23 protein-coding genes are annotated in these 22,675 nt (G+C 72.5%); 7 read left to right on the top strand and 16 right to left on the bottom strand.

Features of this window, described 5'->3' with window-relative positions; all coding sequences use genetic code 11:
- From GTY67_RS21965 to GTY67_RS22005, 9 genes are all read right to left on the bottom strand, one after another.
- Window positions 1–438, bottom strand: a complete 438-nt coding sequence (locus GTY67_RS21965) for a DCC1-like thiol-disulfide oxidoreductase family protein (protein ID WP_093690898.1) — start codon at window positions 436–438, stop codon at window positions 1–3.
- On the bottom strand, window positions 435–875 hold the full coding sequence (locus tag GTY67_RS21970) for a hypothetical protein (protein ID WP_093690547.1): 441 nt from the start codon (window positions 873–875) through the stop codon (window positions 435–437). The genes GTY67_RS21965 and GTY67_RS21970 overlap by 4 nt, the downstream gene beginning before the upstream one ends.
- Window positions 876–970: 95 nt before the next feature.
- The gene (locus GTY67_RS21975) at window positions 971–1,813 is read right to left on the bottom strand and encodes a hypothetical protein (protein WP_161279743.1); all 843 of its coding nucleotides are present in this window, start codon (window positions 1,811–1,813) and stop codon (window positions 971–973) included.
- Window positions 1,814–1,831: 18 nt separating this feature from the next.
- A complete protein-coding gene (locus GTY67_RS21980) occupies window positions 1,832–2,434 on the bottom strand; it encodes a hypothetical protein (protein WP_093690551.1) in 603 nt (200 codons plus the stop codon).
- A gap of 135 nt (window positions 2,435–2,569) precedes the next feature.
- Window positions 2,570–3,346 carry a succinate dehydrogenase iron-sulfur subunit gene (locus tag GTY67_RS21985; protein ID WP_073877834.1) on the bottom strand — a complete coding sequence of 259 codons (777 nt, stop codon included), beginning with the start codon at window positions 3,344–3,346 and terminating at the stop codon, window positions 2,570–2,572.
- Window positions 3,346–5,100, bottom strand: a complete 1,755-nt coding sequence (gene sdhA / locus GTY67_RS21990) for a succinate dehydrogenase flavoprotein subunit (protein WP_093690553.1) — start codon at window positions 5,098–5,100, stop codon at window positions 3,346–3,348. The genes GTY67_RS21985 and sdhA overlap by 1 nt, the downstream gene beginning before the upstream one ends.
- A gap of 29 nt (window positions 5,101–5,129) precedes the next feature.
- Window positions 5,130–5,612 carry a succinate dehydrogenase hydrophobic membrane anchor subunit gene (locus tag GTY67_RS21995; protein ID WP_093690555.1) on the bottom strand — a complete coding sequence of 161 codons (483 nt, stop codon included), beginning with the start codon at window positions 5,610–5,612 and terminating at the stop codon, window positions 5,130–5,132.
- 5 nt (window positions 5,613–5,617) lie between these two features.
- On the bottom strand, window positions 5,618–5,998 hold the full coding sequence (gene sdhC / locus GTY67_RS22000; protein WP_026241188.1) for a succinate dehydrogenase, cytochrome b556 subunit: 381 nt from the start codon (window positions 5,996–5,998) through the stop codon (window positions 5,618–5,620).
- Between the two features lie 227 nt (window positions 5,999–6,225).
- Window positions 6,226–6,756: a 2-oxo-4-hydroxy-4-carboxy-5-ureidoimidazoline decarboxylase gene (locus GTY67_RS22005; protein WP_343238756.1), complete on the bottom strand. Its 531-nt coding sequence runs from the start codon at window positions 6,754–6,756 to the stop codon at window positions 6,226–6,228.
- A 481-nt stretch (window positions 6,757–7,237) separates the two neighbouring features.
- Here GTY67_RS22005 and GTY67_RS22010 point away from each other — a divergent pair, with 481 nt between their 5' ends.
- From GTY67_RS22010 to GTY67_RS22020, 3 genes are all read left to right on the top strand, one after another.
- Complete coding sequence (locus tag GTY67_RS22010) at window positions 7,238–8,848, top strand: family 20 glycosylhydrolase (RefSeq protein ID WP_161279745.1); 1,611 nt, start codon at window positions 7,238–7,240, stop codon at window positions 8,846–8,848.
- A gap of 137 nt (window positions 8,849–8,985) precedes the next feature.
- Window positions 8,986–9,792 carry a DUF4328 domain-containing protein gene (locus GTY67_RS22015; RefSeq protein WP_161279746.1) on the top strand — a complete coding sequence of 269 codons (807 nt, stop codon included), beginning with the start codon at window positions 8,986–8,988 and terminating at the stop codon, window positions 9,790–9,792.
- Between the two features lie 75 nt (window positions 9,793–9,867).
- Complete coding sequence (locus GTY67_RS22020) at window positions 9,868–10,449, top strand: hypothetical protein (RefSeq protein WP_093690563.1); 582 nt, start codon at window positions 9,868–9,870, stop codon at window positions 10,447–10,449.
- A gap of 4 nt (window positions 10,450–10,453) precedes the next feature.
- Here the strand turns inward: GTY67_RS22020 and GTY67_RS22025 are convergent, their stop codons facing one another.
- From GTY67_RS22025 to GTY67_RS22035, 3 genes are all read right to left on the bottom strand, one after another.
- On the bottom strand, window positions 10,454–10,741 hold the full coding sequence (locus GTY67_RS22025; protein WP_093690565.1) for a hypothetical protein: 288 nt from the start codon (window positions 10,739–10,741) through the stop codon (window positions 10,454–10,456).
- Window positions 10,742–10,754: 13 nt separating this feature from the next.
- Window positions 10,755–11,477: an HNH endonuclease family protein gene (locus tag GTY67_RS22030; RefSeq protein WP_161279747.1), complete on the bottom strand. Its 723-nt coding sequence runs from the start codon at window positions 11,475–11,477 to the stop codon at window positions 10,755–10,757.
- Between the two features lie 115 nt (window positions 11,478–11,592).
- Complete coding sequence (locus GTY67_RS22035; protein WP_161279748.1) at window positions 11,593–12,768, bottom strand: UDP-N-acetylglucosamine--N-acetylmuramyl-(pentapeptide) pyrophosphoryl-undecaprenol N-acetylglucosamine transferase; 1,176 nt, start codon at window positions 12,766–12,768, stop codon at window positions 11,593–11,595.
- 341 nt (window positions 12,769–13,109) lie between these two features.
- On the opposite strand from GTY67_RS22035, the gene GTY67_RS22040 reads away from it, so the two are divergent.
- The gene (locus tag GTY67_RS22040; RefSeq protein ID WP_093690569.1) at window positions 13,110–13,889 is read left to right on the top strand and encodes an RNA polymerase sigma factor; all 780 of its coding nucleotides are present in this window, start codon (window positions 13,110–13,112) and stop codon (window positions 13,887–13,889) included.
- Entirely contained in the window at window positions 13,889–15,007 is a 1,119-nt protein-coding gene (locus tag GTY67_RS22045; protein ID WP_093690571.1) for a hypothetical protein, read from the top strand. The genes GTY67_RS22040 and GTY67_RS22045 overlap by 1 nt, the downstream gene beginning before the upstream one ends.
- 201 nt (window positions 15,008–15,208) lie before the next feature.
- On the opposite strand, the gene GTY67_RS22050 is transcribed toward GTY67_RS22045, so the two are convergent.
- Window positions 15,209–16,195: a L,D-transpeptidase family protein gene (locus GTY67_RS22050; protein ID WP_161279749.1), complete on the bottom strand. Its 987-nt coding sequence runs from the start codon at window positions 16,193–16,195 to the stop codon at window positions 15,209–15,211.
- 201 nt (window positions 16,196–16,396) lie between these two features.
- On the opposite strand from GTY67_RS22050, the gene leuE reads away from it, so the two are divergent.
- On the top strand, window positions 16,397–17,056 hold the full coding sequence (leuE, locus tag GTY67_RS22055; protein ID WP_161279750.1) for a leucine efflux protein LeuE: 660 nt from the start codon (window positions 16,397–16,399) through the stop codon (window positions 17,054–17,056).
- 4 nt (window positions 17,057–17,060) lie between these two features.
- Here leuE and GTY67_RS22060 read toward each other — a convergent pair whose 3' ends face one another.
- A complete protein-coding gene (locus GTY67_RS22060; RefSeq protein ID WP_161279751.1) occupies window positions 17,061–18,518 on the bottom strand; it encodes an FAD-dependent monooxygenase in 1,458 nt (485 codons plus the stop codon).
- A 38-nt stretch (window positions 18,519–18,556) separates the two neighbouring features.
- On the opposite strand from GTY67_RS22060, the gene GTY67_RS22065 reads away from it, so the two are divergent.
- Complete coding sequence (locus tag GTY67_RS22065) at window positions 18,557–19,204, top strand: TetR/AcrR family transcriptional regulator C-terminal domain-containing protein (protein WP_093690579.1); 648 nt, start codon at window positions 18,557–18,559, stop codon at window positions 19,202–19,204.
- A 48-nt stretch (window positions 19,205–19,252) separates the two neighbouring features.
- Here the strand turns inward: GTY67_RS22065 and GTY67_RS22070 are convergent, their stop codons facing one another.
- Entirely contained in the window at window positions 19,253–21,187 is a 1,935-nt protein-coding gene (locus GTY67_RS22070; protein ID WP_161279752.1) for a sialidase family protein, read from the bottom strand.
- A gap of 86 nt (window positions 21,188–21,273) precedes the next feature.
- Window positions 21,274–22,338 carry an acyltransferase gene (locus GTY67_RS22075; RefSeq protein ID WP_161280218.1) on the bottom strand — a complete coding sequence of 355 codons (1,065 nt, stop codon included), beginning with the start codon at window positions 22,336–22,338 and terminating at the stop codon, window positions 21,274–21,276.
- Between the last annotated feature and the right edge of the window lie 337 nt (window positions 22,339–22,675).

The raw sequence follows: 22,675 nt of genomic DNA on the forward strand, positions 1-22,675 counted from the left end.
TTAGCCCTGACGGGGAGCCCACTGTCCGCCCGGCGGTACGGCGCACGCCTGCCGCGGCCCGCACCGGGGAGCCGTGACCGAGCGGTACTTCGCCGCGGCGAGCACGGTCCCCCGGGCGAAGGGAGCCCCCGCCGGGGTGGTCAGCCAGTGGGCCTTCGAGCGGTACCCCGCCAGCGCCCACAGGCAGACGATCCAGGCCGACGTCCCCTGGTAGACCTGCCCCAGGTCGCCCACCACGGTGATCTCCGCGTAGGTGGCGGCGGGGTCCAGCTCCGGGAACCGCCGCCGTGCCTCGTCCGATCCGGCCGGTACGAGGTCCAGCGGGACGAGCTGGCGCTGGCGGCCGAGCCAGTGGCGCAGGTGGGTGCAGAGCGGGCACTGCGCGTCGTAGAGGACGGTGAGCCGGCGGACGGGCCAGGCGGCGGTCACCGGGCTCACTGCCCCGGCGTGGGGGCGGGCGCGGCCCACGGGCCCGGCGTCCCCGGCTTGGTCCAGCCCTGCGGCGGTACGGGCGGGGTCTGCTCGCGCTCCAGTGCGCTGCGGCGGCGGATGCGGCTGAGCACGTACACATTGCCCAGGTGCATGACGCCGAGCACCAGCAGGACCACGCCGACCTTCACCGAGAGCGCCTCGAACAGCTCGCGGGCGCTGGCGACCCCGTCGGCGTTCTTCAGGTAGAGCGTGACGAATCCCAGGTTGACCAGGTAGAAGCCCACCACCAGCAGGTGGTTGACGGCTTCGGCGAGCTTCTCGTTCCCGTGCAGCACGTCGGCGAGGAAGACCCGCCCGTTACGGCTGAGGGTGCGGGCGACCCAGACGGTGAGCGCCACGCTGATCAGCAGGTAGAGGACGTATGCGACCACGGTGAGGTCCATGCCCCACACTCCTTTGAACGTGTTCAAAACTGCTCTTGGGCATGACTGTAGACCCCTTCTTGAACATGTTCAAGAAGGGGTCTACAGGGTGTGTGTCAGAGAACCTTGGGCGGCGGCCCGGGCGATTCCGCCGGGTCCGGCGGATCCACCGGCTCCGGCGGCTCGGTCAGCGCGTCCGCGATCTCCGCGCGCAGCGCCTCACCGTGCAGCGACGGCAGCTCCGCCAGCAGCTCGGCCCACTCCTCGGCGGCGTCGTCCACGCCTTCGCGGAACCCCCGCGCGATCGGCTTGCGGGCGAAGAACAGCCCCACCGCCGCGACCGGCCGCAGCAGCCACCGCCCGCGCACGCTCAGCACCACGGTGACCCGCCAGGTGGAGTCCTCGGCCGGGCGCGGGGTCACCGTCAGCCGGGCCTTGCCCAGCCGGTGCACCGCCTTGCCGATGACGGGCGCCCGGGCGGCCGGGGGCGCCGAAGAGGGCTGCTCCAGCGCCGCCCACCAGGCGTGCAGGTCGGCCTTGGCGCGGCCGGAGAAGCGGTACAGCGAACCGCCCTGCGGGTTGTGCCCGTCGAGGGAGACCTCCAGCGCCTTGGGCGTACGGGGCTCGCGCAGCCGCACCCCCACCCGCATGGACATGCCCTCCTCCGCCACACGGCTCTCCACCTCGACGGTGCGCGAGGGCCGCCACTCCCGCAGGACGGCGACCTCCGGGGCGCCCTCCCTGTCCTTCTGCGCGGGGTCCTCCCCGTACTGCGCCCCCGACTGGAGGTGACGCCCCTTCAGCAGCCGGAGGCCGTATACGGGGCGCCCGTCGGGCAGCAGGATCTCGCCGCCCTCCTCGCGGGAGGCGTCGAAGAGGTCCACCACATGCCCGGCGGCCTCCTCGAACCAGTGGCGGTCCAGGGCGGCGACGGTGACGGTGTGCTCGAAACGTGCCATGACCGGAAAGCCCGCCGCTCAGGCGCTCATCGAACGGGCCTGGTTGACCTGGCCCATCACGGCGGGGAAGGTGTGCGGGCCCATCGCGGGGATCATCGTGCCGTGGTGGCGGCCGCCGCTGGTCACCGTGACCTGGACGAACCCGACGGTCCGCTTCTCCTTCATCAGCAGGAACAGCAGGCCGATCAGGCAGAACAGGGCGAAGACGATCGCCAGCACGATCGCGTGCGCCGGGATCTTCTCCTCGGTGCGCGACATGTCGGTCGCCGTCCAGACCGCGCCCTTGAGCGGCATCGTCCCCGAAGGGGTGACGATCGCGTCGCTCATGACGGTGATGTCGCCGATCGCCAGCACCGGGACACCGCCGTGTCCGGCCATTTCGTGCGGTACGGGGAGGTACTGGCCCGGCATCGTCGGCTGCCCCGGGTGCGGATACCCGTAACCGGGGCCGGGCTGGGTCGCCGACTCGGGCAGCGGCTGCGGATAGCCGTACGCGGGCGCGCCGCCCGGCGGCGGGTACCCGTACGCCTGGCCGTCGGCCATCGTCGGCGGGTGGCCCGGCTGCTGCTGGGGAGGACCCCACTTGTACGCGTCGCCAGGTGAAGGATTCGGCTCGCTCATGGGGATCCCCGTTCTCTGCGCGTCGTGAGCTCCGCACGACGGTACCGCCCGTATCGCCCGGACGCAGCAACGGGCCCCGCCCGCCGAGGTCATGACGACGACGGCGGGCGGGGCCCGTGAAGGTGGTGCGCGGGGTCAGAAGCGACGCGTGATGAGCGCGCGCTTCACCTCCTGGATCGCCTTGGTGACCTCGATGCCACGCGGGCAGGCGTCCGTGCAGTTGAACGTCGTACGGCAACGCCACACGCCGTCACGGTCGTTGAGGATCTCCAGACGCTGCTCGCCGGCCTCGTCGCGCGAGTCGAAGATGAAGCGGTGCGCGTTGACGATCGCCGCCGGGCCGAAGTACTGCCCGTCGTTCCAGAACACCGGGCACGAGGACGTGCACGCGGCGCACAGGATGCACTTGGTGGTGTCGTCGAACCGCTCACGGTCCTCGGCGGACTGGAGGCGCTCGCGGGTCGGCTCGTTCCCCTTGGTGACGAGGAAGGGCATGACGTCGCGGTACGCCTGGAAGAACGGGTCCATGTCGACCACGAGGTCCTTGAGGACCGTGAGGCCCTTGATGGCCTCCACCATGATCGGCTTTTCCGGGTTGATGTCCTTGATCAGCGTCTTGCAGGCGAGCCTGTTCTTGCCGTTGATCCGCATCGCGTCGGAACCGCAGATGCCGTGCGCGCAGGAACGGCGGAACGTCAGGGTCCCGTCCAGCTCCCACTTGATCTTGTGAAGGGCGTCGAGGACACGCTCCTTCGGGTCGATCTCGATCTGGAAGTCCTGCCACTGGACCTCGTCCGACACCTCGGGGTTGAAGCGGCGGATCCGGAACGTGGCCGTGATGAACGGGGAGTCGGCGAAACCGGCTTCGGGCTTCGCGGTCCCGTCGGTCTTGTCCAGGGTCGGGGTAGCCATCAGTACTTACGCTCCATCGGCTGGTAGCGGGTCGTCACGACCGGCTTGTAGTCGAGTCGGATCGACTCGGCGCCGTCGGCGGCCACCTCGCGGTACGCCATGGTGTGGCGCATGAAGTTGACGTCGTCGCGGTTGGGGTAGTCCTCGCGGTAGTGACCGCCGCGGGACTCCTTGCGGGCGAGCGCGGAGACCGCCATGACCTCGGCCAGGTCGAGGAGGTTGCCCAGCTCGATGGCCTCCAGCAGGTCGGTGTTGAACCGCTTGCCCTTGTCCTGGATGGACACGTTCAGATACCGCTCGCGCAGCTCGGCGATCTTGTCGACCGCCGTCTTGATCGTCTGCTCGGTGCGGAACACCATCACGTTGGCGTCCATGCACTCCTGGAGCTCCAGGCGCAGCGCCGCCACGCGCTCGGTGCCGTTGGAGTTGCGCAGCCGCTCCACCTGGTCGGCGACGAGCTGGGCCGGGTTCTCGGGCAGCTCGACGAAGTCGTTCTTCGCGGCGTACTCGGCGGCGGCGATGCCCGAGCGCTTGCCGAAGACGTTGATGTCCAGGAGCGAGTTGGTGCCCAGGCGGTTGGCGCCGTGCACGGAGACACAGGCGACCTCGCCGGCGGCGTACAGGCCCGGGACGACGGTGGTGTTGTCGGCCAGCACCTCACCCTCGACGTTGGTCGGGATGCCGCCCATGGCGTAGTGCGCGGTCGGCTGGATCGGGATCGGGTCCGTGTAGGGCTCGATGCCGAGGTACGTACGCGCGAACTCCGTGATGTCCGGGAGCTTGGCGTCCAGCTGCTCCGGCGGCAGGTGCGTGAGGTCCAGGTAGACGTGGTCGCCGGCCGGACCGCAGCCGCGGCCCTCGCGGATCTCCGTGTAGATGGAGCGCGAGACGACGTCACGCGAGGCGAGGTCCTTCATGACGGGCGCGTACTTCTCCATGAAGCGCTCGCCGTCCTTGTTGCGGAGGATGCCGCCCTCACCGCGGGCGCCCTCCGTCAGCAGGATGCCCATGCGCCAGATGCCCGTCGGGTGGAACTGGAAGAACTCCATGTCCTCCAGCGGCAGGCCGCGCCGGTAGCAGGCGGCCTGGCCGTCACCGGTCAGGGTGTGCGCGTTGGACGTCACCTTGAAGAACTTGCCGGTGCCGCCGGAGGCGTAGATGACCGACTTCGCCTGGAAGACGTGGATCTCGCCGGTCGCCAGCTCGAACGCGACGACGCCGGCGGACTTCTTGACCCCGTCGACCTCGGTGATCAGCTGGTCCAGGACGTAGAACTCGTTGAAGAACTCCACGCCCTCCTTGACGCAGTTCTGGTACAGCGTCTGGAGGATCATGTGGCCGGTGCGGTCCGCGGCGTAGCACGACCGGCGGACCGGGGCCTCACCGTGGCTGCGGGTGTGACCGCCGAAGCGGCGCTGGTCGATGCGGCCCTCGGGCGTCCGGTTGAACGGCAGGCCCATCTTCTCCAGGTCGAGGACGGCGTCGATGGCCTCCTTCGCCAGGATCTCGGCCGCGTCCTGGTCGACCAGGTAGTCGCCGCCCTTGACCGTGTCGAAGGTGTGCCACTCCCAGTTGTCCTCCTCCACGTTGGCGAGCGCGGCGGCCATGCCGCCCTGCGCCGCACCGGTGTGGGAGCGGGTGGGGTAGAGCTTCGTCAGCACGGCGGTGCGGCTGCGCTTGGTGGCCTCGATGGCCGCGCGCATGCCGGCGCCGCCGGCGCCGACGATGACGGTGTCGTACTTGTGGATCTGCATGGTTTCCTCTGGTCCCTCTGTCCCGGCGCCTAGCGGATGTTCGGGTCGAAGGTGAAGATCACCAGCGTGCCCAGCAGGACGGTGAACACCGTGGCGGTGTACAGGAGCATCTTCAGCCAGAAGCGGGTGTTGTCCCGTTCGGCGTAGTCGTTGATGACCGTACGCAGGCCGTTGCCGCCGTGGAGCATGGCGAGCCACAGCATGATGAGGTCCCAGGCCTGCCAGAACGGCGAGGCCCAGCGGCCCGCCACGAAGGCGAAGCCGATCTTGGAGACGCCGCCGTCGAGTACCAGCTGGATCAGCAGGTGGCCGATGACGAGGACGACCAGGACGACACCCGAGAGGCGCATGAAGAGCCACGCGTACATCTCGAAGTTGCCGCGCGACGCCTTGGGCGTCTTGCCGGTGCGCTTGCGCGGGGGCTCGATCACCGGGGCCGGGTGGTCGACGTCGTACAGGCTCACGCCTTCGACATCGCCGATCGCGGCTGCGGAAGAGGTCTCGCTGGACATGGGCCTCAGCTCCCGAACATTTCACGTACGGCGTGGCCGAGGACGGGGTACAGGGCCCCGACCATCAGCACGATCCAGATGCCCACCACGGTCCAGAGCATCTGCTTCTGCAAGCGCGGGCCCTTGGCCCAGAAGTCCACGGCGATGATCCGGAGACCGTTGAGCGCGTGGAAGAGAATGGCGGCCACGAGGCCGTATTCGAGGAACGCGACGGGCCACGTCTTGTAGGTGGCCACGACTTCGTCGTAGGCCTCCGGGGAGACGCGGACGAGTGCGGTGTCCAGGACATGTACGAACAGGAAGAAGAAAATGAGGACACCGGTGACTCGATGAGCCACCCACGACCACATGCCTTCCCGGCCGCGGTACAGCGTTCCAGCCGGCACGGAAGAACCCTCCGGGAGCGGGGATTGGGGTCGGCCGGCTTGACTGTCGGTCTGACCCGGCCGGGTACGGTCCACCGGCCCCGGCCATCGTAGCGACGCTTTGTCGGTTCGTTCGCGCCGGGGCCTCTGGTGTGATCAAAGTGGCAATCAAACAGGCACGTACGGGCTAGAGCGGCCCTTTCCCGGGCGCTGTCCCCGAGGCCTTCCCGACCCGGGCACCGCCCGGGTCACCAGCCCTCGGCCACCAGCTCGGTCAGCCTGCTCCGGGCCAGTCGCCGCAGCTCGTCGGCGGTCACCGCCCGCTCCTCGTCCACCTCGTGCGTCAGCCGGACCCGGATGGAGGCCAGGACCTGGTCCACCTCCTGCGAGGGCGGGCAGGTGTCCAGGCAGATCACGAAGGAATGGCCGAATCTGCTCTCGTACGCCGCGTGCGCCGCCCGCAGCGCGAGGTGGGCGGCGCGGGGCGCGTCGTGGTGCAGGCAGGGGGCGGGCTCGGCGGCGAGCGCTTCGGCGATGTCGCGGGGGGCCAGGTCGTACCCCGCCTCGTCGGAGGCGGCCAGCAGGGACGCCAGGTCCGGGAAGGGGCGGTGGGCGGCCATGCGGTGGGCCCAGCGGCGGCTGCCGCAGCACTCCAGGAGCGCGGCCTCGGCGGTGGTGAAGGGCGCCTCGTTGAACCGGGCGAGACCGGCCGCCAGGTCGGCGGGGGATACGCCGAAGGCACCGCCGACCTGCGGCGGACGGCGGTGCTGCACGGGTATGGCGCAGGGCCCGGCCGGGGGCGTGGACTGCGTGGGCAGGCCGGCGGGGGACTCGCTGGACCTGGACAGCGTGGACTCCTCGAATCAACGACATCTATGACCCCGGAGACGGGCAGGAGGGCAACAAGGTTGCCCGACCGGGGCGTGTACGAGATGAAACCGAGACGTACATGGGGTGGGAGTGTGGCGTTCCCGGGTGGAGGTGAAGGGGTTCTCGGGGTGGAAGTGAAGAGAGGGACGAATGTGCCGCAACGCTAGCGAGATCGGTCGGCGGCCGTCCGGGGGAACGGCCAAAAATCACCCGAACGGGAGAGTTTCGGAACGTTTGACGGCCGCCTGACCTGCGAGGTCCGGGGTTCTGTACGCTCCGCGCTCGTTCTCGGTGGGCAGACCGGCGGTAAAAATGTTAGCCTTTCAGCCTATCCACTCACCCTTGACCCTCTACCTGTCCCCTGGCCCCTATTCCGGAGGAATCTGACCGATGTCGCCCACGCGAGGTGCCCTCGTCACCGGCGCGGCTGTCACCGCCGCGGCCGCCGTCGTCCTCACCGTCGTCGTCTGGCCGGAAGGCTCCGGGAGCCACCCCTCCCGCGACGCGGCGTCACCGTCCGGGACCTCCGCCACGGCGGCCGCCCCGTCGCCCTCCCGCAGCTATCCGCTCTCCACCACGCCGAGCACCATCCCGGCGGTCCGCGAGCACACCGCCGCGCGCGGGCCCGGCTGGCAGCCGGGCAAGGGCAGCTCCGTCGTCATAGCCAAGGGCAGCCAGCTGCTCGCCGACGAGGCCCAGCTGCTCGCCAAGGAGCTGAAGCTGCCCTACCGGGGGGCCCAGGCGCCCCGCGCGGGGGACGTGGAGCTGGCGCTCGGCGCGAAGGACCAGGGGCCCGCGGAGTCGTACACGCTCACCGTGCGCGACCGGAAGGTGAAGATCACCGGCCCCGACGAGTCGGGCGTGTTCTACGGCACCCGCACCCTCAAGCAGTCGCTCAAGGCCGACAGGACCGTGCCGGAGGGCGTCGTCAACGACCGGCCCGACCGGCCGCAGCGCGGGCTCAACCTCGACATCGCCCGTAAGCACTACAGCGCGGGGTGGATCGAGGACCGCATACGGGAGATGGGCGACCTCAAGCTCAACCAGCTCGGCCTGCACTTCTCCGACGACCAGGCGTTCCGGATCGAGTCGAAGACCCACCCCGAGGTCGTCTCGGACGAGGCCCTCACCCAGGACGAGGTCCGCCGCATCGTCGGCCTCGCCAACAGCCTGCACATCGAGGTCGTCCCCGAGATCGACTCGCCCGGGCACCTCGGCGCGGTGCTGCGCGCTCACCCCGACCTCCAGCTCCGCAACACCCAGGGCCGCGAATCGCGGGGGTCCATCGACATCTCCAAGCCGGGCGCGGCGAAGCTGGTCGACGAGCTGCTGGACGAGTACACCGAGCTGTTCCCCGGCAAGTTCTGGCACCTGGGCGCGGACGAGTACCAGGCGCTGATGGTCAGCGACCCGGCCGCCTCCTACCCGCAGCTCCAGCGGGCCGCCGAGCAGAAGCACGGCTCCGGCGCCACCATCGAGGACCTCGCCACGGGGTGGCTGAACGACCGGGCCGAGGTGGTGGAGCCCAAGGGCCGCACCGCCAAGGCGTGGAACGACGGGCTCTTCCGCGACTCGAAGGTCAAGGCCGCCAAGAACATCGAGATCGAATACTGGACCGGCAAGGAGATCGGTGCCCGGCCGCCGCAGGAGTACCTCGCCGAGGGCTACAAGATGCTCAACCTCAACGACGAGTTCCTGTACTACGTGCTCGGCGAGCCGAACCAGTTCGTCTACCCGACCGGCAAGCGGATCTACGAGCAGTGGACCCCGATGGTCCTGCGCGGCACCGAGCCGGTGGCGGAGCGCTACTCGCCGCAGATCCTCGGCGGCCGGTTCGCCGTCTGGGGCGACCTGCCCAACGCCCAGACCACCCAGCAGGTCGCCGACGGCATCCGGATGCCGCTCGTGGCGACCTCGCAGAAGCTGTGGGACCCGCGGAAGCCGGAGCTGACCTGGGCACAGTTCCAGGAGCTGGCGGGCCGGACGGGCAGCGCGGGCTGACGGCACCCGGGCCGGCCGGCGGAACGTAAGCCCGTGGACATCGGAGCCGTGCGCGGGCTACCGTCCGCCGACCGCGCGCTCCTGGGGAGGGACGTGAGAGGTCACCGACCACGACCACGCCCCGGGGGGAACGCCTCATGCTCTGTACCCGATGCCGCATCAGAACGGCCGTCACCGACGAAGACCTCTGCACTTTCTGCTCGGGCACCCGGCCCCCGCTGCCCGGCTACCTGGCGCCCCGGGCCACCGGCCCCGGCGGCTGGGGCGTCGGCGACTGGCCGCGCTCACCGGTCGGCCTGTCCTGGGCGGTGACCGCGCTGCTCGGTACGGTCATCGCCACCGACCTGGCCGCCTTCGCCTCCGGGCTCCACCTGCACGGGCTGTGGGCGGGGTACGCGGACGGCGGCGACCGGGCCGTTCTCGGCAGCCGGGGCGACTGGGCCGAAGTGCTCTACGGCGCCACCGCGGTCGCCCAGCTCATCGCCTTCCTCGCCACCGCCGTCGTCTTCGTCGTCTGGTTCCACCGCACCAGCCGGAACGCCGAGGTCTTCGACCCGACCGCCCTCACGATGGGCCCGGGTTGGTCGGTGGGCGGCTGGTTCGTCCCCGTGGCCAATTTGTGGTTCCCCTACCGGGTCGCCGCCGGGAGCTGGAGGGCCAGCACCCCCGTGGGCCCGGAGGGTGCCCGGCTCCCGGTCTCACGGGCACCGCTCAACCTCTGGTGGGCCGCATGGGTCGCGGCCGTGGCCCTGGACCGGATCGCCGCACGGATGTGGGGCCTGGCCGAGGAGCCGGGGGAGATCGTGGGCGGCCTCGCCCTGGTGATGGCCGCCGACGCGCTCGACATCGCCGCCGCCGTACTGGCCATCCTCTTCGTCCGCGCCCTGAACCGGATGCAGGTGGAGCGCGCGGCGCTCCGCGCACCGCAGCCCGTCGCCGTGTAGCCGGGGCCGGCTGACGCCGATAGTGACGCTTTTCAGCCATTCGGCGCAGTACGCGGTAGACCGAGGGAGACGTCGATGAGTCTGCTGGAACTGATCGAACGCGCCGACGAGCGAGCGCTCGCCGCCAGTGCCGTGGCCTGCCTGGACCGCTGCCTGCCGCTGCTGGCGGGACCGGACGGGCCCGAACCGCTGCGCCCGCTCTGGGCGAGCTGTGAGGACGGGCGGGAATGGGCCATTCGCCTCGCGGCCGTCCGTACGGGGCTGGACAAGGAGGCCGTCACCGATGGACCGGCCGCACGGGTGCGCGCGATGCTGGGGGCCGCCCCCTCCGACTTCGCCCCCGCCCCGCTGCGGGAGTGGGCGGACGCCTGCTCGCTGGTCGCGCTGGAGATCCACGGCCGGTTCGACGCCCCGGACGGGGAGGTCCCGCAGGACGCGGCCGACCTGCTGAAGGCGGCGCGCGCCGGAGAGCCGGGCGGCGTGGGCCCGCTGGTGGCGGGGGAGCTGGAGCGCCAGGTGCGCATCCTGGAGATCCTGGAGGAGACCACCGGCACGACGGGCAGCGGCGCCGGGGTACGCAAGGCCCTGGACCTGTCGGTCGAGGGCCGCCGGGTCCTGCGCGCGGTGATGTCGCGGCGGGCCCGCATCAGGGGCTGACCGGTCAGGACCCGGCCTGCGCTCCGCCTCCCTGACGGATGCGGTCGAGGATCTCGTGGTGCAGGGCCTCCAGTCCGGCCGGAGGCAGCGGGACGGGGCTGCCGGTGAGGACGTACCACTCCTCCGCGCCGGTGTACTGGACGGCGATCTCCGCGCGCCCGTCGGGCCGCAGCGTGGTGGAGACCGTCAGCTCACCGGTGACGACCCCCACCTCGTCGGTCATCGCGCCGCCGGGGCCCGCCTTGACGTCGTCCACGAACTGCTGAGGCTGTGCCGGGTCAGGTCCGCTCATGAGGTTCTTCCGTTCATGGGTTACAGGTGTCCAGCATCTCCGTCAGCATGCCCTTCTCCGCCTCCGTGACGGAGAGCTCGTACGACGCCTTCACCGACACCCAAGCACGGGAGTAGGTGCACCAGTACGCCTTGGACGGCGGCTGCCACTCGTCCGGCCCCTGGTCGCCCTTGGAGCGGTTCGACGACGCCGACACCGCCAGCAGCTGAGGGCGGGTCAGGTCGTTGGCGAACTCCTTGCGCTTCTCCTGCGTCCAGCTCCTGGCCCCGGAGCGCCAGGCGTTGGCGAGCGGGACCATGTGGTCGATGTCCAGGTCGCGGGCCTCGCTGAACTCCTCGTCGTCGTAGACGCTGGTCCACTTCCCGGAGACGGCCCGGCACTGCGGGTCCCGTTCGACATCGGTGCCGTCCCGCTCCAGCACGGTCTCCCGGGTGTCACAGGACTCGCCCTGCGCGGCCCAGTGGGGGAACTTCGCCCGGCTGTAACCGGACATCGAACCGTGCGGGGCCACCTTCAGCCCGGCCAGCTCCTCCCTGGCCTGCCCGGCGGACGGTATGCCCGGCAGGTTCGTGTCGTCGGCCGCCGCACCGCCGCCTGCCCCGGCCGAGGCCGAGGCGGACGGCTTCCCGTCGCCCGGCTCGGGCGTCGTCGCGTCCTCGATCGCCGCGCATCCGGCCACCAGGAGGACGACTCCGGCCGCCAGCCCCCGTCGCCACCAGTTCTGCCGACTCGTCATGACCTGGCCCACCCCACGCAGTTCGCCGCTGATTCCCTTGGTCCGCGCAGCCTATCGGCCCCCACCCCCTCTCACGGCGCCGTCGCCGAGCCCCGCCCGGCGACGGACCGAGCCGTTACCGGGAGGCCGCCGACAGGATCACGTCCACGAGCCTCTCCGCAGCGTCCGGGCGCCCGTGCGCCCTGGCGGCCGAGGCCATCGCCTCCCGGCGCGCCGGGTCGTCGAGGAGCGGGCCGACCGCCTCACGCAGCTGCGCGCCGGTGACGTCGCCGAGCAGGGCGACCGCCGCCCCGGACTCCTCCAAGTGGCGTGCGTTGTGGGCCTGTTCGTTCCCGGCCGCCGTCGCGAGCGGGATGAATACGGCGGGCTTGCCCAGGGCGGTCAGCTCGGCCAGGGTGCCCGCACCGCTACGGGAGACCACCAGATCGGCCAGGGCCAGCACGTCCGGCAGCTCCGGTCCGACGAACGGGGTGAGGTGGTAGCGGGCGGCGAGCTCGGCGGGCAGCCCGGCGGCGCGGGCGGACAGCGCCGCGACATGGGCCGGGCCGCACTGGTGCACCACGTTGGCGCGCTCCAGCAGCCACGGCAGTTCACCGCCGACCACGTCGTTGATCTGCTGCGACCCCTGCGCCCCGCCGGTGACGTACACGGTCGGAAGGCGCCGGTCGAAGGCGTGGAGGCCGAGCGCGGTCACGGCCTTGTCCGGGTGGCCGGACAGGACCTCCGGCCGTACGGGGTTGCCGGTGACCACCGCCGCCGACCGCACGCCCTCCGGCAGGAGCGGCAGGGTCGACTCCGAGGACACGGCGATCCGCGCGGCGGAACCGGCGAGCTTCCGGTTGGCGAGGCCGAGCCGGACGGTCTGCTCGTGGAGGACCAGCGGGACCCGGCACATCCGGGCGGCGAGCCCGGCCGGCACGGCGACGTAACCGCCCGTGGCGAGGACGACGTCGGGCCCGAAGCCGGAGACCGCCTTGCGCGCCTGGGCGACCCCGAGCGGTACGCGCGCCATGTCCCGGACGTTGGCCGGTGACGCCATCTTCAGCGGGTTGGCGTGGCGCCGGATCTTGCCCGTGGCGACGGTGGTGAAGGGGATGCCCTCCGCGCTGGTGACCCGGGCCTCCAGGCCCTCGGCCGTGCCGATCCACAGGACGTCGAGGGTGCGGCCGGAGGCGGCCAGGCGGGCCTGCAAGGTGCGGATCGCGGTGAGAGCTGGGTAGGTGTGCCCGCCGGTGCCGCCCCCGGTGACGATCAGGCGGAAGGCGCGGGACTGCTGGGAAGCGATGTTCACGCGGGGCAGCGTAGTGGCCGGCGCACTCAGTGATCATCGCGGCGGCGGCCTGCGCCGCGGGGGCGCCCGTGACCTGGGCGTGGGGAGGAGGAGCGACGACCGGGGCCGCCACCCCCCACAGGAGAGGCCCCGGCCGTCTTCCACGGGGTCGCAGCACGACCCCGTACTCATCTCAGCGCCGCGCCTGCGTTTTCTGTCACACCGCACCGAGGACCGCGAATTGTTGCGAGTTGTACAAGTCATGGACGTGACCCCTGCCGACCACGTAGCGTGCTGAGTCGCGCAGAGTGGCGCAGCAGTGTGACCAGCTGCGATTGAGGACAGCAGGGCGGGTTGAGGGAGTGCTGGGGGACGACGCGGAGCTGACCGCCGCGGTGCTCGCGGCACAGGACGGGGACGAGGACGCCTTCCGTGCTGTGTACCGCGCAGTACAGCCACGGCTGTTGGGCTACATACGGACGCTGGTGGGCGAGCCGGACGCCGAGGACGTGGCGTCGGAGGCCTGGCTGCAGATCGCGCGCGACCTCGACCGGTTCAGCGGTGACGCCGACCGCTTCAGGGGGTGGGCGGCCCGGATCGCCCGCAACCGGTCGCTGGACCATCTGCGGATGCGCAGCCGCCGCCCCGCGATCGGCGGCGACGAGACCGAGCTGACCGGCCGGCCCGCCGAGTCCGACACCGCCGGTGACGCCATGGAGGCGCTGGACACCGACCGCACCATGTCCCTCATCGCCCAGCTCCCGCAGGACCAGGCCGAGGCCGTCGTGCTGCGCGTCGTCGTCGGCCTGGACGCCAAGAGCGCCGCCCAGACCCTCGGCAAGCGCCCCGGCGCCGTACGCACCGCCGCCCACCGGGGCCTCAAGCGCCTCGCCGAACTCCTCGGTGCCGAACACCCCGACGCCCCCCGCCCCGCCGGTGCGCCCGCCCCCGGCGGCGGCCCCGAGGGGCCGGACCGGGCGCCGGGCCAGGGGTCCGGGAGCGACGCAGGTCAGGGCCAGGGCGGTGGTTCGGGGCTCGGTGCCGTACCCTCTCAGCGCCCCGGTAGGGGCGGTCCGGCGGCGCCGGCCGGGGTCACTCCCGGTGTGACGCATTCGCGACCGTGGACGCAGAGGGACATGTGATGGCCGACGAGCAGTACGAGTGGCTCGACAAGGACGCGGCGGAGAAACTGCTCCGCGGCGAGCCGGTCGTACCCCTCGGCGACCAGGCCCGCGACGACGCCTTCCGGCTCGCCGAAGCACTCGGCGCGGCCCGCGCCACCCGCAGCGCCCCGGCCGGTGAACTCCCCGGCGAGGACGCCGTGCTCACCGCGTTCCGGCAGGCCGCCCGCACCGGCGGCGACCGGCTCGCCGGGCGGAGCGCGGGTCCCGCACTCCCCGGCCGCCCCGGAACGCTGCACTCCGTCCACATCGGCGCCGCCCCCGCCGTCCCGCCCCGCCGGCCGCGCTGGAGCCGCCCGGTCCGCTTCGGCCTGGCCGTCTCGCTCGCGGGCTGCGCGCTCGGCGGGGTGGCGGTCGCCGCCGGTACGGGGATGTTCCCGGGCCCCTTCGGCGGCCCGGACTCACCCGCGCCCGCCTCCTCCGTATCGGCGGCGACCCCCGAACCGCTGATGTCCCGGCTGCCCGCCGACGACCCGTCCGCCGAGGCCGAACCCTCCCCGGTCGAGGAGCCCGAACCGCTCTCCTCGCCCGAGAGCCGGCAGCCCGCCGCGTCGGAGGAGCCCTCGGGAGCGACGCCCGGCGCAACCGCCCCGGCGCCGGACGGCGACCGTACGGGCGACGGGAACCGCCCGGGCGGCTCGGGCCGCACGGACGCGACCAAGGACCCGGCGACCGGCCGCGACGACCACCCCGGCGGCTCCGGCGGCAAGGACGAGGGCGGCACCTGGTACGAGAAGTCCGTCAAGGCCTGCAAGGCCTTCCGCGCCGGCACCCTCGACGAGCGGAGCCGGCGCCAGCTGATCGAGTTGGCCAAGGGCGAGGAGAACCTGGAGCGCTTCTGCGACCGGCTCCTCGGCGGTGGCTCCGGCGGTCCCGGTTCCGGGGGTTCCGGCGGCGGGGACCACGACGGACCCGGTGACGGCGACGGCGGCTCGCTGCCGCCCGTCTCCTTCGAGCCCGCCCCGTCCGTCGCGGACAGCGACCGCCGGGCCGATGCCGGCGTACGGGCGGAGGGCGTCGTTCCGCTGCGCCCGGCGACCCCCGCACCGACCGCACCGACAGCCGTGCTCACCCGCTGACCTGCGCTTTTCCCTCCGGCTTGAGGTGCGCCGCCAACAAGTGTGACGTTTTTGGGGCGCCGGGCGCAGTACAGAGTGAGCCGACTGGTCATCGGCCGCGCGACGAGCCGGGGTTCCCCCCGTACCTTCGGCTCAGCGCATCGGCGCGGGCGGGACACGTTCCCCCGGTCCCGCCCGCGCCCTCTCAGCCCTGCGGAGCCCTCACCAGTAGATGACGACCTTGTCGCCGTTCTTCACCTGGTCGAACAGGGCCGCGACCTTCTTCTTGTCCCGGACGTTCACGCAGCCGTGCGAGGCGCCGCCGTAGCCGTTGGCCGCGAAGTCGGCCGAGTAGTGCACGGCCTGGCCGCCGCTGAAGAACAGGGCGTACGGCATCGGGGTGTCGTACAGCGTCGACACATGGTCCCGGGACTTCCAGTACACCGGGAACTCGCCCTCCCGGGTGGGCGTGTACTCCGAGCCGAAGCGCACGTCCATCGCGGAGACGACCCGGCCGTCGATCATCCACGCCAGGGTCCGGCTCTTCTTGCTGATGCAGAGCACCCGGCCGGTCAGGCACCGCTTGTCCGGCTTGGCCACGGGCCGCTCGGTCGGCGGGTCCAGCTCGTCGGCCGTTGGCGTACGGGTCATGGCCAGCAGCTTCCGCCAGGTGACCGCGTCGGTGGAGCCGGTGGCCCCGGTGCCCCGTTTGGCCTGGAAGGACCGGACGGCGTCGGCGGTGACCGTGCCGTAGTAGCCGGTGGGGTTGCGCCCGAAGTGCCCGATCTGCCGCAACCGGGCCTGCAACTCCCGCACCTGGGCGCCCTCGGACCCGGTCCGCATCAGGATCTGCGGTGCCGGTGGGGCGGTGCTCGGTGTGGGGGCGGGGGAGGAGGGCGTGGGCGGCGGTGCGGTGACCGGTTCCGTGGACGGGGGCGGGGCGGAGGGGCTCGCGGGCGGCGCGGTGGCGGCCGGCTCGGCCGCGCCCTTGCCGTCGTCGGTGGGGGAGGGCGCGGGCGGTGCCGTGGTGGCCCGGACCGGCGGCTGCCTCTGCGCGTCCGCCTCCGGGTCCAGCGGCCCGCACCCCGCCGCCAGGACGGCTGTCGCGAGCACCCCGGCGGCCGTCACGGCGACCGCCCGCCCGGAGCGTCCGCCGCCGCCTCCACGCCCGTACGCACCGCTCGCCGAGCCCATACCGCTGTCCGTCATCCCCGCCGTCCCCCCGGGCCGTGTCCGGCCCACCGTCCGATCGATCCGGTGCCTCACCGGTACTCCCTGACGGGATGCCCGTCCTGCCCGGTGGTCGAATCCTGTCCACGACGCTAGTGCCCTCAGGTCACGGCAGGACGGCCGAAAGGTCACGGCGAGACGGCTGGACGACGCGGCGGACAGATGTGCGAAACTCCGTCCATGCTGGGTGTCACCGACCTTCCGACCTACCTCGCGGGCCTGTTGCTGATCGTTCTCCTGCCGGGCCCGAACTCGCTGTACGTGCTCTCCGTCGCGGCGCGACGCGGCGTACGCACCGGCTACAAAGCCGCCGCGGGCGTGTGGACCGGGGACGCCGTCCTGATGACGCTGGCCGCACTCGGCGCGGCCTCGCTGCTCCGGACCACGCCCCTGCTCTTCGCGATCGTCAAGTACGCGGGCGCGGGCTATCTGACCTGGCTGGCGATCGGCATGCTGCGGGCCGCGCTCTCCCTGTGGCGCGAACGGCACCGGCGTACGGCCGAACTGGCGGAGGCGGCCGAGGAGTCGGGGTCGGCTGCGGAGAACCCCTACCGGCGGGCGCTCGTGGTGAGCCTGGTCAACCCGAAGGCGATCCTGTTCCTGATCTCGTTCTTCGTGCAGTTCGTCGACCCCGGCTACGCCTACCCGGCGCTGTCGTTCCTGGTGCTGGGGACGCTGCTCCAGCTCGCCAGCTTCCTCTACCTCTCCACGCTGATCTTCGGCGGCACCCGCCTGGCCGCCGCCTTCCGCCGCCGCAAGAGGCTCTCGGCGGGGGCGACTTCGGCGGCGGGCGTACTGTTCCTGGGGTTCGCGGCGAAGCTGTCGCTCAGCAGCGTGTAGACCCTCAAGCCGATGTGAGGCCAAGGCCCACGAGTTCGGCGTACGCGGCGAGTCCGGACGGGTCCTGGCCCGCCCAGCCGATGTAGCCGTCCGGCCGGACCAGGAAGAGCCCGCTCCCGTACGACTCCGGAGCCGTACCCCGGTACGTACGCACCGACGCGTCCGCCGCCGAGGGGAGCGCCGCGTCCGTGTCCAGCGCCAGCAGCGTGAAGTGCGGGCCCCGGAACACGTCGAACAGCCGCCCCTGCGCACCGGCCGGCCCGTCCGGCGCCCGGTCGCCCGCCTCCAGGACGCCCGCCCGGCCGGCGGCGAGGGGGCCGCCCCGGTAGCCGAGCCCCAGCTGCTGGGTGTCCCGGCCGCGCTCCTGGCGGCCCTGGTGGATGCGGGTCGACAGGCCCAGCATCGCCTCGGCGACCGGGCGGCGCTCCTGCTCGTAACTGTCGATCAGGGCCGGGGGCGCCCCGCGCAGCAGCACCTGGCCGAGCTTCCATCCGAGGTTGTACGCGTCCTGGACGCTGGTGTTGAGGCCCTGGCCGCCCGCCGGGGAGTGGATGTGCGCCGCGTCCCCCATGAGCAGCACCCGGCCCGCCCGGAAGCGGTCGGCGAGCGCCGCGCGCGGGCGGAAGTCGGAGGACCACCGGACCTCGGTGACCTCCCCGGCGGCCAGGTGGGTGCGGTCGGCGACCAGGGCGCGTACGGCCTCCGGCGCGAGGTCGGGCGCGCCCCGCTTGAACTGGGCGACCAGCTGGAAGTCCGCCGTGCCGGGCAGCGGGCACAGGGCGGTGTGGCCCGCCTCGCCCGTGAAGATGTGCCAGTTCTCCCGGTCGAGGGCGCTCGCCGCGATCCGTACGTCGGCGACCAGCATCGGCGCCGGGTCCACGCTCCCGCCCGTCATGCCGATCCCGAGGGCCCGCCGCACGGTGGAGCGCCCGCCGTCCGCCGCCACCAGCCAGGAGGCCCGGACGGAGCCGGTCGTCAGCTCGGCGGTGACCCCGTCGGCGTCCTGGGCCAGCGAGGTCAGCGCGGTGGAGAAGGCGACCTCGCCGCCGAGTTCGCGCAGCCGGGTGAGCAGGATCTCCTGGGTCCGCCACTGGGGCAGCAGCCAGGGCTCCCCGTACGGCTCCGCCTCGGTGGGCGCCGCCCGGCGGAACATCTCGTACGGGCCCTGCCGTGTGCCGTCCGCCCACACCATCCCGACCGGCGCGGACCCGCCGTACGCGCGCACCGCGTCCCCCACCCCGAGGTCGTCGAACACCTCGCGGGTGCGGGGCTGGACGCCCTTGCCCCGGGAGCCGGGGAAGAGCGCGGCGGCCCGCTCCACGACCAGGGCGGGGACGCCCCGGCGGGCCAGGTCGACGGCGAGCGCGAGGCCGCTGGGTCCGGCGCCGACGATCAGCACATCGACCTCGGAGGGGAGCGGGGCGGGGTCTCCGGCCCTTTCCTTAACACCGTTAAGTTCCATGATTCGGAGTCTGCGCTTAACGCTGTTAAGTTGTCAAGGTGGGTACGACGAAGATCGACCGGGCACGGGTGGCCGACACGGCCCTGCGGCTGCTGAACGAGGTGGGGCTCGACGGGCTGAGCCTGCGCGCCATCGCCGGGGAGCTGGGCGTCAAGGCGCCCGCCCTCTACTGGCACTTCAAGGACAAGCAGGCCCTCCTGGACGAGATGGCCACGCTGATGTACCGCCGGATGCTGGCCGACGACCTCCCCGACCCGGCCGCCGTCACCACCTGGCAGGCCCAGCTCGTCGCGTTCAACACCGCGCTGCGCACCGCGCTCCTGCGCTACCGCGACGGCGCGAAGGTCTACAGCGGCGCCCGCTTCACCGGCACCGACCACGCCCCCGGCCTCGACGCGCATCTGCGGACCATGACCGGGGCGGGGTTCACCCTGCGCCAGGCGGTCCGCGCGGGCACCACCGCGTTCTCGTACACGATGGGGTTCGTCACCGAGGAGCAGGGCGTCCGGCCCATGCCCGGCGAGCGGCGCGAGGGGTTCGACATCGGTGAACGGGCCGCGGGCATGGCCGAGTTCCCGCTCGCGGCGGCGGCCGGGAGCGAGATCTTCAGCGGTTACGACGAGCGCTTCGAGGACGGCCTGCTGCTGATCGTCGCGGGCATCGAGGCACGGTACGGGGTGGGGTGAGGGGGCGGTCCCTCTGACCGGATGACCGCCCCCTCCGACCCATCCCTCCTACCAGATGCCGGAGAAGCCCAGCCGCACCCTCTCCTGCTCATTGGCGACGTCGAGTGCCCCGCCCTTGACCTGTGCCGCCTCCTGCGCTGTCAGGGCGCGGCCGAAGATCCGGACGTCGTCCAGGCCGCCGCGGAACAGCTCCGCGACCCCGGCCGGCTGGTTCGGGAAGTCCGGGCGGGCCCCGATGTGGACGGAGAACTGCGCGGACGGGGTGATGTCGCCCGCCGGAGCCGCGGCGCTGAACTCCTGCCCGCCGTCCACGGAGAGCAGGAGCCGGCCCGCCTGCCGCTTGAAGACCGCGTGGTGCCACTGCCCGTCGTTGTACGCCGAGGTGGTCCGTACGTCGGCGAAGGAGCCGCCCGTGTCGATCGCGGCGCGCAGGGTGCCGCTGGCCGGCTCCGCCCGCAGCCAGAACTGCTTGACGCCCGAACCCATCCCGTAACCCCAGATGATGGGCCGCGCCCCGGTCGTGGCGGAGTGCTGGAACCAGGCGGTGACGGTGAAGTCGCCCGTACCCAGGCGCAGCGAGTCGGAGCAGGAGACCAGGCGCAGGTAGTCGTCCTGGCCGTCGAAGGCCATGGCCTTGCCGGAGTTGCGGGTGCCGAGCTGGGCGCCTCCGTGGACCACCGCGTGGTTGCCGTACTGGCCCGGGCCGGTGTCGGACGTGCGGGGCAGGCGCAGTTCGCGCTGGGCCGCGTCCATCGCCGCCTCGGTGAACGAGGTGAAGACGATGTCGCTGTGCGGGATGTTCCCCGCCGTCTCGTAGAGCACCCCGACGGCGCCGGTGGACAGCTGCGTCAGGTCGGAGTAGCCGGACCGGCCCGGCGTCACCACCGTGCCGACCGTCCGCCACGTCCTGCCCTCGTCGTAGGAGGAGCGGATCGCCAGCTCGCGGCGGTCCTCCAGGGTGTGCGGGCCGAGCCGCGACGGGAGCGAGATGAGCAGCCGGTTCTGCGCGGCGCCCAGCTCCTTCGCGTGCAGCCGCAGCAGCGAGCCGGAGACGGGTGCGGTGTCGAGGCCGGAGACCGGTGCGAACGGCGCGTCGAACGTGGCCCCGCCGTCGCTGCTGGTGGCGGCCATCCGGTGGTCGTTGGTGCCGCACCGGGCGGAGCTGCGGGCGTTGACGTACACGCCGCCGCCGGTGGTCTCCGCGACGGTGAGTTCGGCCGGGTAGGCGGGGGCGGTGTTCCTGTCCACGTCCGCCTGCGCGCCCAGGGCCCAGGTCAGCCCGCCGTCGTCGCTGTGGAACAGCTGGCCGCCGGCCCGGCCGTCCGTGGTGGTGTAGTCGCCCGGGACGACGAGCCGGCCCCGGTGCGGGCCCCGGCCGAGCTGGATGCCGTGACCGGGGCCGGTGGAGATCCACGACCGGCCGGCGGGCTTGAGATGGGGGAGCGGGGCGCCGGCCGTCCAGGTGGTGCCGTCGTTCACACTGTGGACGACGCGCAGGCTGCGGGGCAGGCGGGTCGGCTCCTCCGGGGTGCCGCTCCAGCCGCCGGTCGCGTACAGCAGGGACACCCGTCCGGTGGCCGCGTCCACGACGGGCGCCGGGTTGCCGTGCGCGTCCTGGTCGCCCGCGCCCACGACGACCTTCAGCGGGCCCCAACTCCGGCCGCCGTCGGTTGACTTCTTCATCACGATGTCGTTGTGCCCGACATCGTGGCAGGTGGCGACCCGGCCCTCGGCGAAGGCCAGCAGGGCCCCCGAGGGGGTGGTGACGAGCGCGGGGATGCGGAAGCAGCGGTAGCCCTCGGTGTTCGCCTTGAACGGGGTGGCCACCGCCGCCGGAACGGCAGCGGCCGCCGCTGCCGGTGCCGCCGTCGCGGCGGGTGCGGGGGAGCCGAGGGCCGTGGCGGACAGCAGCAGGGTGAGGGCGGCCGTACCCAGCCGCCCTCCGGGGCGCCGGGAGCGCGGTCGGTGTCTGAACAGGGGCATGGTGGTGATCCTCCGGTGAGTGGTGTGCGCGGGAGTGCAGAGGGCGTGTGGTGGAGGAGGGGGCGCGGTCCGGCGCGCCGAAGCCGTCAGCGGCGCCGCCCGCCCAGGCCCCCCGCCAAGGCGTTCCGCAGCAGCGGCGTGAAGCGGCGTTCCACGTACCGGTGCAGCAGCCACGCCAGCCCCAGCATCGCCGCCAGGGTCAGCGCGAACGTCGCCCACGACGGCACGCCCAGCCCCCGGTGCAGGCCGCCCACCACCACCCAGCCCAGGTGCTCGTGGACCAGGTAGAACGGGTAGGTGAGCGCCCCGGCGACCGTCAGCCACGGCCAGTCGATCCGGTTCAGGGCGCCCAGCGCGACGGCCGCGACGGCGGCGAAACCGGCCGTCACGATCAGGATGATGACCGCCGAGGAGCGGTAGGAGAACGCGTCCGGGCTCTCCGGCCGCCACAGCTCCGCCACCGCGTAGTGCTGGCCCAGCAGCCAGCTGACCGCGACGATGCCCCAGGCCAGCGCGTCACGGCGGTCCCGGTGCACCAGGTAGAGGCCGATGCCGCCGATGAAGTACGGGGCGTACTGCGGCATCAGCAGCACATCGAGGAACGGCTCGCCCGAGGCCCGCGCGAGGGCCGCCGCCAGCGTCCACCCGGCGCAGAACAGCACCACCCGGCGCCGGTTCACCCCCGGCAGCACCACGCACAGGGCGAACAGCGCGTAGAACCGGACCTCGGCCCACAGCGTCCAGCACACCCCCAGCACCCGGTCGACGCCCAGCGGCTGCTGCAACAGCGTCAGGTTCAGCAGCGCGTCGCTGGGGGAGACCGCCTCGTACGCGACCATCGGCAGCGCGAACACCAGGGTGACCAGCACGACCGCCGCCCAGTACGCCGGCATCAGCCGGGAGGCGCGCGAGGCGAAGAACGCCAGCGGGGTGCGCCCCCAGCCGCTCATGCAGATCACGAACCCGCTGATCACGAAGAAGACCTGCACCCCGAGACAGCCGTACGCCAGCCAGGTGTGGGCCGTGGGGAACTGGGTGGTGGGCGAGCTGCCCCAGGCCGTGGTGATCTCGCCGCCCCGGCCCCCGTAGTGGTACCCGGCCACCATCAGCGCGGCCAGCAGCCGCAGCCCGTCCAGAGCGCGCAGCCGCACCTTCGGCCGGGCGGCCGCTGTGCGTCCCCGCTCCGGGAGGCCGCCCCCGGGTGGTGCCGCCCGTGCCGCCGCCCCCGGCGGCGTGATGGCCGGATCCTGCGGCGTGATGGTCGGATCCTGCTGTGTGGTGGTCAAAACCGCTCCCCTTATTCGGCCGTCGCGCCGCGCCAGCGTAGAGCGGCCGAAGGGCCCCGAACGCCCGGGAAGCGCGCCGTTTCCCGGCCCGACAGGGGGAGTTCATCCTTCGGTCGTCCAGGTTTCCTACGGTGACGCGGAACCGAAAATCACTGCGCGGAACCTCACTCCCGGTCACCCCGGCAGGAGCCCCCGGACCCCG

It is taken from the genome of Streptomyces sp. SID8374, from assembly GCF_009865135.1.
Taxonomy (GTDB): Bacteria; Actinomycetota; Actinomycetes; order Streptomycetales; family Streptomycetaceae; genus Streptomyces.

What these genes read in the sequence shown, in the direction of transcription:
- GTY67_RS21980 (WP_093690551.1), bottom strand. Translation starts at nt 2,434, where the DNA reads ATGAGCGAGCCGAATCCTTCACCTGGCGACGCGTACAAGTGGGGTCCT.
- GTY67_RS22030 (WP_161279747.1), bottom strand. Translation starts at nt 11,477, where the DNA reads ATGACGAGTCGGCAGAACTGGTGGCGACGGGGGCTGGCGGCCGGAGTC.
- leuE (WP_161279750.1), top strand. Translation starts at nt 16,397, where the DNA reads ATGCTGGGTGTCACCGACCTTCCGACCTACCTCGCGGGCCTGTTGCTG.
- GTY67_RS21970 (WP_093690547.1), bottom strand. Translation starts at nt 875, where the DNA reads ATGGACCTCACCGTGGTCGCATACGTCCTCTACCTGCTGATCAGCGTG.
- GTY67_RS22045 (WP_093690571.1), top strand. Translation starts at nt 13,889, where the DNA reads ATGGCCGACGAGCAGTACGAGTGGCTCGACAAGGACGCGGCGGAGAAA.
- GTY67_RS21985 (WP_073877834.1), bottom strand. Translation starts at nt 3,346, where the DNA reads ATGGCTACCCCGACCCTGGACAAGACCGACGGGACCGCGAAGCCCGAA.
- sdhA (WP_093690553.1), bottom strand. Translation starts at nt 5,100, where the DNA reads ATGCAGATCCACAAGTACGACACCGTCATCGTCGGCGCCGGCGGCGCC.
- GTY67_RS22070 (WP_161279752.1), bottom strand. Translation starts at nt 21,187, where the DNA reads ATGCCCCTGTTCAGACACCGACCGCGCTCCCGGCGCCCCGGAGGGCGG.
- GTY67_RS22050 (WP_161279749.1), bottom strand. Translation starts at nt 16,195, where the DNA reads ATGACGGACAGCGGTATGGGCTCGGCGAGCGGTGCGTACGGGCGTGGA.
- GTY67_RS22025 (WP_093690565.1), bottom strand. Translation starts at nt 10,741, where the DNA reads ATGAGCGGACCTGACCCGGCACAGCCTCAGCAGTTCGTGGACGACGTC.
- GTY67_RS22060 (WP_161279751.1), bottom strand. Translation starts at nt 18,518, where the DNA reads ATGGAACTTAACGGTGTTAAGGAAAGGGCCGGAGACCCCGCCCCGCTC.
- GTY67_RS21975 (WP_161279743.1), bottom strand. Translation starts at nt 1,813, where the DNA reads ATGGCACGTTTCGAGCACACCGTCACCGTCGCCGCCCTGGACCGCCAC.
- GTY67_RS21995 (WP_093690555.1), bottom strand. Translation starts at nt 5,612, where the DNA reads ATGTCCAGCGAGACCTCTTCCGCAGCCGCGATCGGCGATGTCGAAGGC.
- GTY67_RS22015 (WP_161279746.1), top strand. Translation starts at nt 8,986, where the DNA reads ATGCTCTGTACCCGATGCCGCATCAGAACGGCCGTCACCGACGAAGAC.
- GTY67_RS22020 (WP_093690563.1), top strand. Translation starts at nt 9,868, where the DNA reads ATGAGTCTGCTGGAACTGATCGAACGCGCCGACGAGCGAGCGCTCGCC.
- GTY67_RS22010 (WP_161279745.1), top strand. Translation starts at nt 7,238, where the DNA reads ATGTCGCCCACGCGAGGTGCCCTCGTCACCGGCGCGGCTGTCACCGCC.